This is a genomic window from Zooshikella sp. RANM57 (genome assembly GCF_050749885.1).
Taxonomy (GTDB): Bacteria; Pseudomonadota; Gammaproteobacteria; order Pseudomonadales; family Zooshikellaceae; genus Zooshikella.
Genome location: NZ_JBOIUB010000009.1, coordinates 25711 through 39618, shown reverse-complemented (window position 1 = coordinate 39618; position 13908 = coordinate 25711). Strand labels below are relative to the sequence as shown.

14 protein-coding genes are annotated in these 13908 nt (G+C 41.4%); 4 read left to right on the top strand and 10 right to left on the bottom strand.

The window, feature by feature from the left end; translation table 11 throughout:
- Nucleotides 1-15: 15 nt before the first annotated feature.
- The 6 genes from sbnB to ACQ96U_RS18155 all read right to left on the bottom strand — a co-directional run bounded on the left by sbnB (nt 16) and on the right by ACQ96U_RS18155 (nt 4199).
- Nucleotides 16-1035 (bottom strand): 2,3-diaminopropionate biosynthesis protein SbnB, encoded by a 1020-nt coding sequence (sbnB, locus tag ACQ96U_RS18180; RefSeq protein ID WP_431722683.1) that lies wholly within the window; start codon nt 1033-1035, stop codon nt 16-18.
- Between the two features lie 103 nt (nt 1036-1138).
- Complete coding sequence (gene sbnA / locus ACQ96U_RS18175; RefSeq protein ID WP_431722682.1) at nt 1139-2113, bottom strand: 2,3-diaminopropionate biosynthesis protein SbnA; 975 nt, start codon at nt 2111-2113, stop codon at nt 1139-1141.
- A complete protein-coding gene (locus ACQ96U_RS18170) occupies nt 2085-2519 on the bottom strand; it encodes a ParB N-terminal domain-containing protein (RefSeq protein WP_431722681.1) in 435 nt (144 codons plus the stop codon). The genes sbnA and ACQ96U_RS18170 overlap by 29 nt, the downstream gene beginning before the upstream one ends.
- A 460-nt stretch (nt 2520-2979) precedes the next feature.
- On the bottom strand, nt 2980-3456 hold the full coding sequence (gene secB / locus ACQ96U_RS18165; RefSeq protein WP_431722680.1) for a protein-export chaperone SecB: 477 nt from the start codon (nt 3454-3456) through the stop codon (nt 2980-2982).
- A 50-nt stretch (nt 3457-3506) separates the two neighbouring features.
- Nucleotides 3507-3767, bottom strand: a complete 261-nt coding sequence (grxC, locus tag ACQ96U_RS18160) for a glutaredoxin 3 (protein WP_431722679.1) — start codon at nt 3765-3767, stop codon at nt 3507-3509.
- A 15-nt stretch (nt 3768-3782) separates the two neighbouring features.
- Nucleotides 3783-4199 carry a rhodanese-like domain-containing protein gene (locus ACQ96U_RS18155; RefSeq protein ID WP_431722678.1) on the bottom strand — a complete coding sequence of 139 codons (417 nt, stop codon included), beginning with the start codon at nt 4197-4199 and terminating at the stop codon, nt 3783-3785.
- A 252-nt stretch (nt 4200-4451) separates the two neighbouring features.
- On the opposite strand from ACQ96U_RS18155, the gene gpmI reads away from it, so the two are divergent.
- The 4 genes from gpmI (at nt 4452) to guaD (ending at nt 10446) form a co-directional block, all read left to right on the top strand.
- Nucleotides 4452-5993, top strand: coding sequence for a 2,3-bisphosphoglycerate-independent phosphoglycerate mutase (gene gpmI / locus ACQ96U_RS18150; RefSeq protein ID WP_431722677.1), 1542 nt, complete (start codon nt 4452-4454; stop codon nt 5991-5993).
- A 132-nt stretch (nt 5994-6125) separates the two neighbouring features.
- Nucleotides 6126-7319, top strand: a complete 1194-nt coding sequence (locus ACQ96U_RS18145) for a murein hydrolase activator EnvC family protein (RefSeq protein WP_431722676.1) — start codon at nt 6126-6128, stop codon at nt 7317-7319.
- Nucleotides 7320-7366: 47 nt separating this feature from the next.
- Nucleotides 7367-8686, top strand: a complete 1320-nt coding sequence (locus tag ACQ96U_RS18140; protein WP_431722675.1) for a S41 family peptidase — start codon at nt 7367-7369, stop codon at nt 8684-8686.
- Between the two features lie 428 nt (nt 8687-9114).
- Nucleotides 9115-10446, top strand: coding sequence for a guanine deaminase (guaD, locus tag ACQ96U_RS18135; RefSeq protein WP_431722674.1), 1332 nt, complete (start codon nt 9115-9117; stop codon nt 10444-10446).
- Between the two features lie 100 nt (nt 10447-10546).
- On the opposite strand, the gene hisF is transcribed toward guaD, so the two are convergent.
- Genes hisF through hisB form a run of 4 tightly spaced genes read right to left on the bottom strand, consistent with a single transcriptional unit; the run spans nt 10547 to nt 13381 of the window.
- Nucleotides 10547-11317, bottom strand: coding sequence for an imidazole glycerol phosphate synthase subunit HisF (hisF, locus tag ACQ96U_RS18130; protein ID WP_431722673.1), 771 nt, complete (start codon nt 11315-11317; stop codon nt 10547-10549).
- Between the two features lie 4 nt (nt 11318-11321).
- Nucleotides 11322-12071: a 1-(5-phosphoribosyl)-5-[(5-phosphoribosylamino)methylideneamino]imidazole-4-carboxamide isomerase gene (gene hisA / locus ACQ96U_RS18125; protein ID WP_431722672.1), complete on the bottom strand. Its 750-nt coding sequence runs from the start codon at nt 12069-12071 to the stop codon at nt 11322-11324.
- Nucleotides 12072-12086: 15 nt separating this feature from the next.
- Nucleotides 12087-12728, bottom strand: a complete 642-nt coding sequence (gene hisH / locus ACQ96U_RS18120; RefSeq protein ID WP_431722671.1) for an imidazole glycerol phosphate synthase subunit HisH — start codon at nt 12726-12728, stop codon at nt 12087-12089.
- A 59-nt stretch (nt 12729-12787) separates the two neighbouring features.
- The gene (gene hisB / locus ACQ96U_RS18115; protein WP_431722670.1) at nt 12788-13381 is read right to left on the bottom strand and encodes an imidazoleglycerol-phosphate dehydratase HisB; all 594 of its coding nucleotides are present in this window, start codon (nt 13379-13381) and stop codon (nt 12788-12790) included.
- Between the last annotated feature and the right edge of the window lie 527 nt (nt 13382-13908).

The window sequence follows — 13908 nt, the reverse complement described above, 5'->3', positions numbered from 1 at the left end:
AACAGTTCCCTAAAGTTAGTTTCTGCTCAGGTCATAAAAAAAGTTATCTATTTCAACACTTGAACCTTGCTCAATAGCCTGTTGATATATGTAGTGGCCCATTGCTAGATCCAAGACACCAAGACCAAATGGCGAAAAAACGACAGGTTTTTTATTGTCTGATATCTTTTTAGTACCATTTAATATTTCAGGCAAGGTCGCATCGATAAATCCTCTATTACCGACTTTCATTTCGGCAAGATGTGGGGATGTATTTGCTTTCAAACAGTGATCTACATCATCCAGCACATTATACGAATTAAGAATAACTTCTTCTCCCAAATCTCTTAGTGATAAATTTAGAATAAGGGGATTATGCTGAAGTAAGCTTAAATCATGAATATACGGTTGTGCTGCCGTCGTTGTCAGTAATATAACCTCAGAGTTTTGTAAACAATCATCTAAACCAGAACTGATATTAAAAGCATAACCCGTTTTATTACCCACAGACTCTGAGAACTGGCAACTATAGTCTGTATTTTGATCATAAACGTTAATTTGATCAATTTCCCAATGTAAGCCATGCAAAACCGATACAACATATTTTGCAATAAGCCCATTACCCACAATTCCAAGTGTACCGACCTTTTTATTTTTGTTCCTTAAATGGTATGCACCAATAACAGCAGAAACAGCTGTACGCATCGCACTAATTATACTGGCTTCAATACATGCTAATGGATAGCCTGTATTTCCATCATTGAGAATCAAAACAGCTGATGCCCGAGGAACACCATTTTGTATATTATCAGGGAAACTGGAAATCCATTTTATACCGCTCACATTTATTGGATCAATGTAACTTGGTAATGCAATTATCCTTGCATTAGGTTTATGCTTAAATCGTAAAAAATAACTATCTGGGTTAATTGTCAGTCCTTGACCATGGTCCAAATAGGTTTTTTCAATAATATTCGCTAGAGACTCATAATCTTGAGTAAGCAAGCTGTTAACAACTTCTCCAGATATTACCTGAAACTTTGGAACTGTATTCATTTTTAACTCTTTTTACTAAAGATACTAAACTTTTATGGAAAATGTATTGTTCTCACTAAGCGAAGAATATATTTCACTCTCACTTTATTTTTATCTACAAAAGCTACCCAGCAATACATTCACACCACTCATCGTTGTAGATCGTATCTATATATTTTTCTCCACTATCAGGAGCAATCATTACCACAGTTTCATGAGGTTCTATGACGTCATTCCAACGTTTTATTGCCGCCAAAACAGTGCCTGTTGAGCCACCGATCAGATAACCGCGCTTAACCATCTGCCGACACATAGCAATCGTTTCCTGATCACTGACGATTTCTAAATGACTCACTTTATCTGTCTGAAGAATCTCTGGAACTCGGCTGGTTCCCAAACCAGGAATATTGCGCTTACCTGGAGGCAAACCAAAAGTAACAGATCCTTTATTGTCAACCGCCACAATAGTTGTTTTTGGTGAAAATTCTTCAAAGTATTTAATACAGCCCATTAATGTTCCCGTTGTTCCTGCTCCTACAAATAGATAGTCAATATGGTAAAAACTATCTAACAGCTCTTTTGCCGTTGAGTAATAATGTGCCAGGTAATTATTGGGATTAGCATATTGATTGAGCCAAACGCAATTTCGATTATTTTGTAAGTAACTATTAATGTACTCAATACGTTTCTTTAAAAAACCACCATTTTCATCACGTTCTGTGATAACTACAACTTCTGCGCCATAACTCTTCATAAGGTTAATACTTTGTCTAGAGGCCATAGCATCCGTTACACACAAAAATTTATAGCCTTTCGACGCGGCAATTAAGCTTAGAGCAATACCTAAATTACCTGATGAAGATTCAACAATAACCGTATCTCTATTAACTTTATTTTCTTTTTCTAATGCTTCTATCATCCTGAGTGCAGGCTTTAGCTTTATTGACCCGGAAAAGTTGCCTGCCTCATACTTCATATAAACATTACTGCGAATAATATTATCTAAACAAAAGAAAATATTATTCGGTCTATAATCTATTGGAGAATGGTATATTTCAGTTATTTTATTATCATAAAGCGTAACTACAGGTTGATTCATTTTGTGTTAACTCATTTATTGTAATTTTTATTTTTCCCGGCTTTGGATTTAGCGTATGTCTCGTTGTTTTATAAGGTAAAAGCGACTTTTTTTGTACATATTGATTAATAAGCGACTCCGTCACCTCAACCTCTGACCGCCAACTTGAAACACTTAAACGAGGGTCACTATATTCAAGCAGAATGCACGGTACATAAGAAAAACCAAGTAACTGTGCAGCAGCCAAACGATGATGCCCATCCATTACAAAATATTTATTTTTTTCAATAATCAGAGGATCTGTCCAGATACTTTCTATTTTAATTATTTGAGACAACTTATACGCATGTTCTTTGCAGTGATATTCAGTAGCTATGATTTTATTTACATTTATCAGTTTTATATCATAGCTATAATCATTGTTCATTCCTCCTCCCTAGGAAAAGCTAATTTAGTTTTTGTTATTATACCTGCCTTTTCAAATAGTATTATATATACCGATATGGCATGTTGACTATTCGACTAAGGTATTAAGTATTTTATACGTATGCTTTGTTTAGCACTTAAACAGCCGTATTTTTATGCTCATTTAAAATGTGCATAAACCAAAAAAACGTTTAAAACGAATACGTGTATATCGAGAGGAACTTTATACGGATAGGATCAGTGAGAAGGAAGCATTAAGCTAAATAAACACGATATGAGGAGGTCGCAAGTTTAATCATGAAAAAAAGTAACACATCAAATAGCCCATTGTGCACTCTGACTCTGCTCAAGAAAAGCCTTGTGTCTTTTCCTAAGCAAGTTCAGCTCAGCCTTCTTACTACTACACAAGTAAGACCAAGCCGTTTTAGATAATGTGGTTATCTGATGTGTTACAATGCGTTTTACTGAATAGTTTCAGTAGATTGCTGAGCTTCAGCTTTTCTTTGCTCTAAAGCCTGCATATAAAGTGCATCAAAGTTTACTGGCGCAAGCATAATTGGAGGGAAGCTTCCACGCAACACAAGGTTATCAACCGCTTCACGCGCATAAGGGAATAGAATATTAGGACAAAATGCACCTAATGTTTGATGTAGTGATTCATCTTCTAAGCCACGAATCAAGAAAACACCTGCTTGCTGAATTTCTACAACAAATGCTGTCTCTTCATCGGAGGTCACTGTTACAGTCAGAGTCAAAACAACTTCATAAACATTGTCCTCCAACTGTTTATTCTGTGTATTAAGATCCAGATTTACCTGTGGCTTCCACTCTTTGGTAAATACATCAGGCGCCTTAGGAGATTCAAATGATAAGTCCTTTACATAAATACGTTGTAAAGCAAATTGAGGTTGCGCCTGATTATTTTGATTATCAGCCATCGAGCTTTCCTTTTTTGTTTAGTTTACTCATTTAAATGTAATGTACTCAGTTACTGCGCCTGATTCAGCAAATGATCAAGCGCGCCCCTAGCTTCAAGCGCATACAAATCATCACATCCACCAACATGGGTAGTGCCAATCCAGATTTGCGGGACTGAAGTACGACCTGCTTTTTCAGTCATTTCACGCCTGACATTAGGTTGACCATCCACAGAAATCAACTGATAGTCCACAGCTTTTGCATCAAGCAGTCTTAACGCACGTATACAAAAAGGGCAATAGGCTGAAGAATAGATTACAACTTTACTCATCAACTGATCCCTGCACTATGACTTAACTAACGGTAGACTTTCTCCCCGCCAGCCAGAAATTCCGCCTTGCAAACGAACGACTTGCTTATAACCTGCTTTGTTGAGGATCTTACCTGCAGAGCTTGCGTGTTGCCCGTTATTATCAACAATAATAACGGGAGTGTCTTTGAACTTTTCCAACTCTGACATACGCTCTTCAAGCTTATTAAGAGGAATATTGATCGCGTCGACAATATGTCCTTCAGAAAATTCTTTTCGTTCTCTTATATCAATAACTTTTGCTTGTTGCTGGTTAATCAGGTGAGTCGCTTGTTGGGTAGCGACTGTCTTACCCGCTTTACGACTCTCAGTGAATAACAAGAGTAACAACAACACAACAAATGAAGTAACCAACTCTGGGTGATTACTGACAAATACAATTAGGTGTTCCATCTAACTTACCAACCCGATATTAATCAAGCTAGCAAGTATAGCGTGTTACATTTGTTGGCTAAACACCCATTGTCTTTTAAGCAGGCTATGAACAAACAAAACTTAGGTACACACTGCCCCCAAGCACATAATTGATACAGCACAATTGTTTGCTTAGTGATGTATACTTAGTAGCCAGTATCAATAGATATTCACTTCAGGAATCGTTAATATTTCTCGTTCACTTACCCTTCACATAAGTAGTGGGATCCTATGACTGACAAACGTTGTACTACAGCTCTCATCATTTTGGATGGTTTCGGTTATCGTGAAGAAAGCGAAGCAAATGCAATTGCTGGAGCCAAAAAGCCTGTTTGGGACAAGCTCTGGGCTAACAATCCTCATGCCCTCGTTTCTGGATCTGGTAATGATGTTGGTCTACCCCATGGACAAATGGGCAACTCTGAAGTGGGACACATGAACCTTGGCGCAGGTCGTGTTGTTTACCAAGAACTGACCCGTATCAGCAAAGCCATTGAGGATGGCGATTTCTATACCAACGAAGTTCTAGTCAAACCCGTTCAAGCCGCTGTTCAAGCCAATAAAGCTGTTCATATTATGGGTTTGATGTCTCCTGGTGGTGTACACAGCCACGAATCTCACTTACATGCCATGGTTGACCTTGCTGTTAAACAGGGTGCGAAAAAAATCTATGTACACGCCTTTTTAGATGGTCGCGATACGCCACCAAGAAGCGCGGAGAACTCCCTTGCAGAAATGGATGCCAAACTAAAAGCACTTGGCGTAGGTCGTATAGCCAGCATAATTGGTCGTTACTTTGCAATGGATCGGGACAAACGCTGGGATCGCGTCCAAACAGCCTATGACTTACTTACTCAAGGTAAAGCAGAATTCACAGCTAACTCTGCAGTTGCTGGGCTTAAAGCTGCTTACGAACGAGATGAAAATGACGAGTTTGTCAAAGCAACAGCTATTGTTGATGAAACGAATAAACCAACCTTTATTGAAGATGGTGACGCTGTCGTCTTTATGAACTTCCGTGCAGACCGTGCCCGCCAACTCACTCAAGTATTTGTGGATAATGAATTTACGGGCTTTGAGCGTGAAGTAGTTAGAGAACTTTCTGGGTTTGTTATGCTCACCCAATATGCTGCAGACCTTGCTGCACCTAGTGCCTATCCTCCTGCCGTACTTAAAAATGGTTTAGGTGAATACCTGGCTAACATGGGTAAAACCCAACTAAGGATTGCTGAAACAGAGAAGTACGCTCATGTAACTTTCTTCTTCAGCTGTGGCAGAGAAGAGCCTTATGAAGGTGAAACCCGTATTCTAGTTAACTCACCTAAAGTAGCCACTTATGATTTACAACCCGAAATGAGTGCACCAGAAGTCACCGACAAATTGGTAGAGGCTATCAAGAGTGGTCAGTTTGACTTGGTTGTTTGTAACTACGCTAACGGTGATATGGTAGGTCATACTGGTGATTATGATGCGGCAGTGAAAGCAATAGAGTGTCTTGATGAATGTGTTGGTCGTGTTGTTGGTGCATTAGAAGAGGTTAATGGCCAGTGTCTCATTACTGCTGATCATGGTAATGCTGAACTGATGGTGAATAAGGAAACAGGTCAGGCTCATACAGCACATACAACCGAATTAGTGCCTTTGGTTTACTTTGGTCCAAAGAAAATTCAGTTACAAGAAGGTGTTTTGTCTGACATAGCGCCATCTCTATTGGATTTAATGGGAATACCTCAACCTGAAGAGATGTCTGGCAAGTCACTTATCAAGCATTAACCCAGTATCTATCATTAATCACATTTTGTTATAAAAAAATGAGCCCGAATACCCGTTTGTGGTATTCGGGCTTTATTTATATTTAGTCCTACATGCATACTTAACCCGAATCCGTTTTTGAAGAATGACAAGATGATAAGCAACTTAACTCGTAAGCCTCAAATGGCTAAAAAGCTCATTTGTGTTATCAGCCTTTCATTACCACTGTGGCTTGGTGCAATTCAGGCCCAGGCTGATACATCACCAAAGATTAATGATGAGGCAGCAACTAAACAGCAACTTGATCAGCTAGAAGCTGATATTTCACGCATGCGTGAATTGCTGGAAGAAATGAAGCAAAAACGTTCAGCCGCACAGGAATCACTTCGTAAAACTGAAGTTGAAATGGAACGCTTGCATAAGGAAATTGCAAACATTGAGCGCCGGTTAGTGGAGGGCCAGCAACAACTAAAAAAGTATCAAACCCGGCAACATCACCTTGATGTTGCTAAACAGCGCCAACAACAGGGACTGGCGGCTACACTTCGTGCCGCCTATCTCGCAGGTCATGAACCTTATCTGAAATTGCTGCTAAACCAGCAAGATCCGATGAAACTTGCCCGACAACTTGAGTATCTTGACTACTTTAATGCAGCAAGAATTAAAGAGATAAAAGCTTATAACCAGACATTACAAGAACTGAAGTTAGTTACTGACCAAATAAACCAGCAACAGCTAAAGTTAAATGAACAGCATATGAAAGTCGTTAGCACCAAGGAACAGCTTTCTACTCAACGCAATGAACGTCAAAAAATAATTTCTACGCTGTTACAAACAATTGCGAGTAAAGATAAAGAGCTTTCTAAATTAGAGCAGGACAGGCGCGAACTAGAACAAGTTTTAAAGAATTTACAAAGTACTATTGCCAACTTAGTGGTACCAGGCAAACCTTTCCAGTTTAACAAAGGTAAGATGCCACTACCTGCAAAAGGAGCCATTACGCAGTCATTTGGCGCTATTCATAAACAAACCAAGTTGCGTAACAATGGTCTGTTTATTAAAGCGAGTGCAGGAAAGCCCGTCTATGCTATCCACCATGGTCGTGTGGTCTTCTCAGAATGGCTACGGGGATCAGGACTGCTGATTATCATTGATCATGGTGACGGCTTTTTGAGCTTATATGCTCATAATCAAACCCTACTCAAAGAAACAGGTGACTGGGTAAAAGCAGGTGAAAAAGTAGCAACGGTGGGAAATACCGGAGGACGGCAAGAAAATGGCTTATATTTTGAAATTCGCCGCAAAGGAAAACCACAGAATCCATTACATTGGTGTGTAGCCCAGTAATGGGATATAACTACACTTACAGACTTTGATTTATCTGAGAGTAATTGATGAATATGACACACCGTAAGCTTTGGTCATTGTTTGGCAGTGTCACTCTTGCTCTAGCACTGACAATGCCCGTGAGTGCTGAAGAGCCAGTAACAGAGCAAGCCCAACCACGCCTTCCTCTTGAAGATCTAAGAACATTCGTTGAAGTCTACGATCGTATCAAGGTTGCTTACGTTGAACAGATTGATGACAAAACACTCTTGGAAAACGCTATTCGAGGCATGTTATCTGGACTAGACCCACATTCTGCCTACCTGTCTCCTGATGATTATAAAGATTTACAGATTAATACCACAGGCGAGTTTGGTGGCTTAGGCATTGAAGTGGGCATGGAAGATGGCTTTATTAAAGTCGTCGCGCCGATTGATGACACACCCGCAGCCAAAGCGGACATCCAGGCAGGAGACTTAATCATTAAGTTAGATAATAAACCTGTCAAAGGTCTTTCTTTATTAGAGGCTGTTGAGAAAATGCGCGGTAAGGTGGGTGAGCCTATTACACTGACGATTGTCAGAGAGGGAAAAAGTGCTCCTTTTACAATCACACTCAAACGCGCAGTCATCAAAGTCCAAAGTGTTAAGCATAAGCTGCTCAACAATAAGTATGGTTACTTGCGTGTAACACAGTTCCAAACCTCCACGGGTGAAGAAGTCATCAAAAGCTTACAAAAGCTTAAAAAGTCAGCTCATGGCTTAAATGGGATTATTTTAGATCTCCGTAATAACCCTGGTGGTGTACTGGAAGCAGCCGTTAACGTATCTGACGCCTTCTTAACTAAAGGTACAATTGTTTATACAGAGGGCCGCATTCCTAATTCTGAATTGCGTTTTAATGCTACTGCGGATGACCCATCAGATGGTATACCCATGGTTGTGCTGATTAATGCAGGATCTGCTTCAGCGTCAGAGATTGTCGCAGGAGCATTACAAGACCATAAACGTGCCATTATCATGGGTACAGACAGCTTTGGTAAAGGCTCCGTGCAAACAGTACTCCCCCTCAACAGAGATCGAGCCTTAAAGCTTACAACAGCTCTCTACTACACACCTAATGGCCGTTCTATTCAAGCCCATGGCATCTCACCCGATATTCGTGTTGACCGTGCTAAAGTCACCAAAATTGAAGATGACAATGTTGCCTCTTACAAAGAAGCCGACTTGGCAAGACACCTTTCGAATGGCAATGGTGAAGCGGATAAGCCTTCATCCCAGGAAACTCCAGCTGACAAAGCCGATGATCTTGCAGAAAAAGACTACCAGGTCCAACAAGCGTTAAACCTGTTAAAAGGGTTACATATCGCTGTTAAGACATCCCCTTAAACTGCACAGATACACTGATCAATTTAAAAAATGCCCTTTCAAAAAGGGCATTTTTTTATGTAAAAAAAACCACTTAAAAGCATTAGACCGCCAGTCTCACTTTAAATAGAATTGAGCGTTTGTGAGTTAATTATTGACTGAAATTCATTTTATCAGTCCATCAATGAATATCGGTCAGCGCATATGACTCAGTCCACGTATGCCATAAATATGCTCACAAATGTATTTAAAACGTGCTTCGTCATATCCAGCGAAAGGTGTGTTGTGCTCAAGCTTATAGAGCTTACACTTTAGTGTAAGTACTCAAGCACTCTCACCTGGCTAGCCAAGGCTAGGTGCCGTTATGCTTTATTAACGACAAAGACGATTCGCAAAGGGTATTCGGAGTGAATAAACTTTAAGTAGTAGTTAAAATTAGTCCTAATGCCATGAGTAAACAATCTGTCAGCCATGCTTATCGAGCGGGCATTTTTCACTGTTTAGCAGACCCTGCATCAACCGCTACACCAGAAGAAGCCTATGAATACTATGCCGATGGTATTCTGGTGATTAATGATGAGGGTAAAGTAGAACGCCTGGGGCCAGCCGATCAAATTCTGCCAACTCTCCCAGCCGGGTTTCCTATTACAACCTATCCCAATGCCATTATTACCCCTGGTTTTATTGATACACACAATCACTTTCCCCAGACTGAGATGATAGCGGCATTTGGCGAGCAGCTTCTCGACTGGCTGGAAACCTATACCTTTCCTACAGAAAGTAAATTTCAAAGCTTGGAATATGCCCAACAAGTTGCCAACGTATATCTCGACGAATTACTGCGTAATGGCACCACGACTGCAATGGTCTTCTCCAGTGTCCACCAGGAGTCAGCAGAAGCCCTGTTTAAAGAAGCCTACCAGCGTGATATGTGCTTAATCACTGGCAAAGTGCTTATGGATCGTCACGCACCTGAATCTGTTCGTGACACACCAGAAGTTGGATGTGAGCAAAGCCGCACACTCATTGAAAAGTGGCATGGCAAAGGACGACTGCATTATGCCGTTACACCTCGCTTTGCCATCACTAGTACTCCAGAACAGCTACAAGCCGCAGGTCAATTACTGAAAGAATATGATGGCCTGTATATGCAGACCCACTTATCTGAAAATCATAAAGAAATTGCTTGGATCAGTGAGCTATTTCCTGAGCGTTGCCACTACCTGGATGTCTATGACCATTATGGTTTAGTAGGTCCACGTTCAGTATTTGCTCATGGTATTCACTTATGTGAAGACGAGCTTCAGCGACTTTCACGACAAGAAGCCGCGATTTCTTTTTGCCCAACATCCAACCTGTTTTTAGGTAGTGGCTTATTTAACCTAAAGCAGGCAGAGCGACATAAAGTTAACGTAAGTCTTGGTTCTGATGTTGGTGCAGGCACCAGCTTTTCCATGCTGCAAACCCTCAATGAGGCGTATAAAGTCACTCAAATGCGTGGCGATAAACTTTCCCCCTTTGAGTCCTTCTACCTTGCAACATTAGCGGGTGCAGAGTCATTAAAGTTAGATGATCGACTGGGTAACTTTTTACCAGGAAAAGAAGCTGACTTTGTTGTACTGGACTTAAACAGTACACCACTCATGAAGTACCGGATGAACAACTGCAAAAACCTGTTTGAAACACTCTTTGTGCTTTGCATTCTGGGTGATGACCGAAATATCAAAGAAACATTTATTCGAGGTGTTTCTCGTCATCAGCGTGATCAAGCTGCACACTAAAATATCGTAAACACCAAAACATAAACGGCAACCACTTCATGGTTGCCGTTTTGGTAAAAGAAATCACTTCGCAAGCATTGCATTAGCTTGTATGCATGAATTAGCGCATTTCTATGCCTTGTTGACGCATGTAATCTTTCGCTTGCTGAATCGTGTACTCTCCAAAATGGAAAATACTCGCGGCCAGTACTGCATCAGCCAAACCGATTTTAATACCATCCACTAAGTGATCGAGATTACCTGCCCCGCCAGAAGCAATCACTGGAATGCTTACTGCTTCACAGATAGCCCGCGTTACCCCTAAGTCATAGCCAGATTTAACGCCATCCTGATCCATACTGGTCAATAAAATTTCACCCGCACCATAGGCTTCCATCTTTTTTGCCCACTCAACCGCATCCAAACCTGTGGGTTTACGGCCTCCATGGGTAAAAATTTCCCAGCGATCTTCTTCCTGTGGTGTACTCACTTTTTTCGCATCAATGGCCACAACAATACATTGAGCACCAAAGCGGTCAGCAGCAGCTTTAACAAAGTCAGGATTGAAGACGGCAGCGGTGTTAATGCTGACTTTATCTGCACCGGCATTCAACATCGTTCGTATATCCTCAATCTTACGGATCCCCCCCCCCACAGTCAGCGGAATGAATACCTCACCGGCAATTCGTTCCACAGTATGAACAGTGGTATCTCGCTCTTCATGGCTGGCTGTAATATCCAGAAACGTGATTTCATCAGCCCCAGCTTCGTTATAACGCTTAGCTACCTCAACCGGATCACCAGCATCACGAATATCAACAAACTGCACGCCTTTAACAACACGGCCATTTTCAACATCCAGGCAGGGAATAATTCGTTTTGCTAAGCCCATTATGTTAACTACCTCGTTGCTCTGTGGATAAGTCACAAAATGCCTGGGCTTCAGCCAAATCTAACGTACCTTCATAAATAGCACGCCCTGTGATTGCACCCAGAATACCGCGATCAGCCACCGCACTGAGTGCACGAATATCGTCCATATTAGTGATGCCACCTGATGCAATCACTGGAATATTGCATTGCTCCGCCAGCTGCACAGTTGCTTCAACATTGACGCCCTGCATCATGCCATCTCGTGCAATATCCGTGTAAACAATGGCTGAAACACCATCATTCACAAAGCGCTGGGCAAGCTCAATCACATTCACTGAAGTCACGGTTGCCCAGCCATCAATAGCCACCATGCCGTCTTTAGCATCTAACCCCACAATAATATGGCCGGGAAAAGCAGCACAAGCTTCTGCCACAAATTCGGGTTGTTTCACCGCTTGTGTACCGATGATTACATAGTGAACCCCTGATCTCAGGTACGCTTCGATCGTGGCTAGTGAACGAATACCACCACCAATCTGAATAGGTAAGTTAGGGTAGGCCTTAGCTATTGCTTTAACAATTTCGCCATTCACAGGTTCTCCTGCAAAAGCGCCATTTAGATCAACCAAATGCAGGCGACGACATCCCATTTCAACCCAATGACTTGCCATTGCTACAGGGTCATCACTAAAAACCGTTGCATCGGCCATTTCACCTTGGCGTAAACGAACACATTCTCCATCTTTTAAATCAATGGCTGGAATTAACAACATTGAGAAAGCCCTATCTTATGGTTGCCAGGAGAGAAAATTTTTCAGCAGCTGAAGCCCCAGCGCTGCACTTTTTTCTGGGTGAAATTGCACCGCAATCAAGTTATCCACAGCAAGCACAGCATCAAATGTCACCCCATAGTGGCCACGTCCAATGACATGTGCTGGCTGAGTAGCCTGAACATAATAGCTATGCACAAAGTAAAAACGGCTATTATCGGGAATACCTTGCCAAATAGGGTGGCTACCCACTTGTTCAACTTGATTCCACCCCATATGTGGTACTTTTAATCGTTGGTTGCGCTCATCCTTTAAGTCTTTACCAAAAAAGCGCACATGACCTGGAATTAAATCAATACAATCAACACCTTCATTTTCTTCACTGTGAGTCAGCAGTGATTGCATCCCCACACAAATCCCAAGTACAGGTTTTTGCTGAACGATTTCTTTAATCAATGAGTCTAGTTGCAGACGTTTAATCTCAGCCATACAGTCACGGATCGCACCTACTCCAGGAAATACCACATGATCCGCATGATGAATCACTGCGGCATCTGCACTTACCTGTACTTTCCATTCAGTGGGCGCAACATGCTCCAGAGCTTTTGCCACCGAGTGCAAATTCCCCATACCATAATCAACCACCACCACACGTTTCATGAATTTCCCCTTTCCCTTTTTCCACTAAAACCCAAAGCCGATCACCAAAGTGCTCCTTCTTACAAGCTACCTTTGGTGGAAGGTACAATGCCAGACATTCGAGGATCAGGGGTCAACGCCATACGCAGTGCGCGCCCAAAAGCTTTGAAGACGGTTTCTATTTGGTGGTGAGCATTTCGCCCCCGCAAGTTATCCACATGCAGTGATACTAGGGCATGATTAACAAACCCTTGAAAAAACTCGTAGCACAAGTCCACATCAAACTGTCCAATCATCGCGCGAGTAAAAGGAACATGAAACTCCAGCCCTGGCCGTCCCGAAAAATCTATCACTACACGAGATAGCGCTTCATCCAGAGGTACATACGCATGGCCATAGCGAGTAATACCTGCCTTATCACCCAGTGCTTGACTGATAGCCTGCCCTAATGTGATGCCAATGTCTTCTACGGTATGGTGATCATCAATATGGTTATCGCCCTTGGCCACAATGGTGATATCAATCAGACCATGTCGTGCTATCTGATCCAACATATGCTCTAAAAAGGGAACGCCAGTATCAAAGTGCGATTGACCAGAACCATCTAGATTAACCGTCACCTTGATTTGAGTTTCCAGGGTATTGCGCTCTACAGTGGCAGTACGACTCACCATTCAGATCTCCACGCACTCATTTTGTTGATATGAATTTATTTGATAATGAGTAAAAAGCTCAATTCAGTACACTTCTCGCCCATACATGGGTGCTTATTTCAAATATACCCTTTGTTTTAGGTATAAATTAACCCGTTAAGACTCATCACTAATTTAAAGATAGGCACATTATAACCGCAGATAGAGTCATTTTGTGCACTTTTACACTGGTTTTACGATTATTTTGTCAAGAAACTGTATATACATTTACCTATAAGTGAACATTTTTTAAAGAACTAGCCCATTATTATGTTATGGCTATTAATCATGATCGAACGACTATTCTATTTTGTCGTATGCACCTTACGTTGAACATTATTGAATAGCCTAGAAACCGAGTAGAACAACTTCACTGACCCGTGAAAATAACAGCTGAAAATAAACTGCATAAAAAAGAATTCGCGCAAGGTATATACTCGACTTATAGTAGTCACCAAGTAAGCCACCTCCATGCTTTAGCTAGCAGATTTTAAATGGATGGCCGTTTT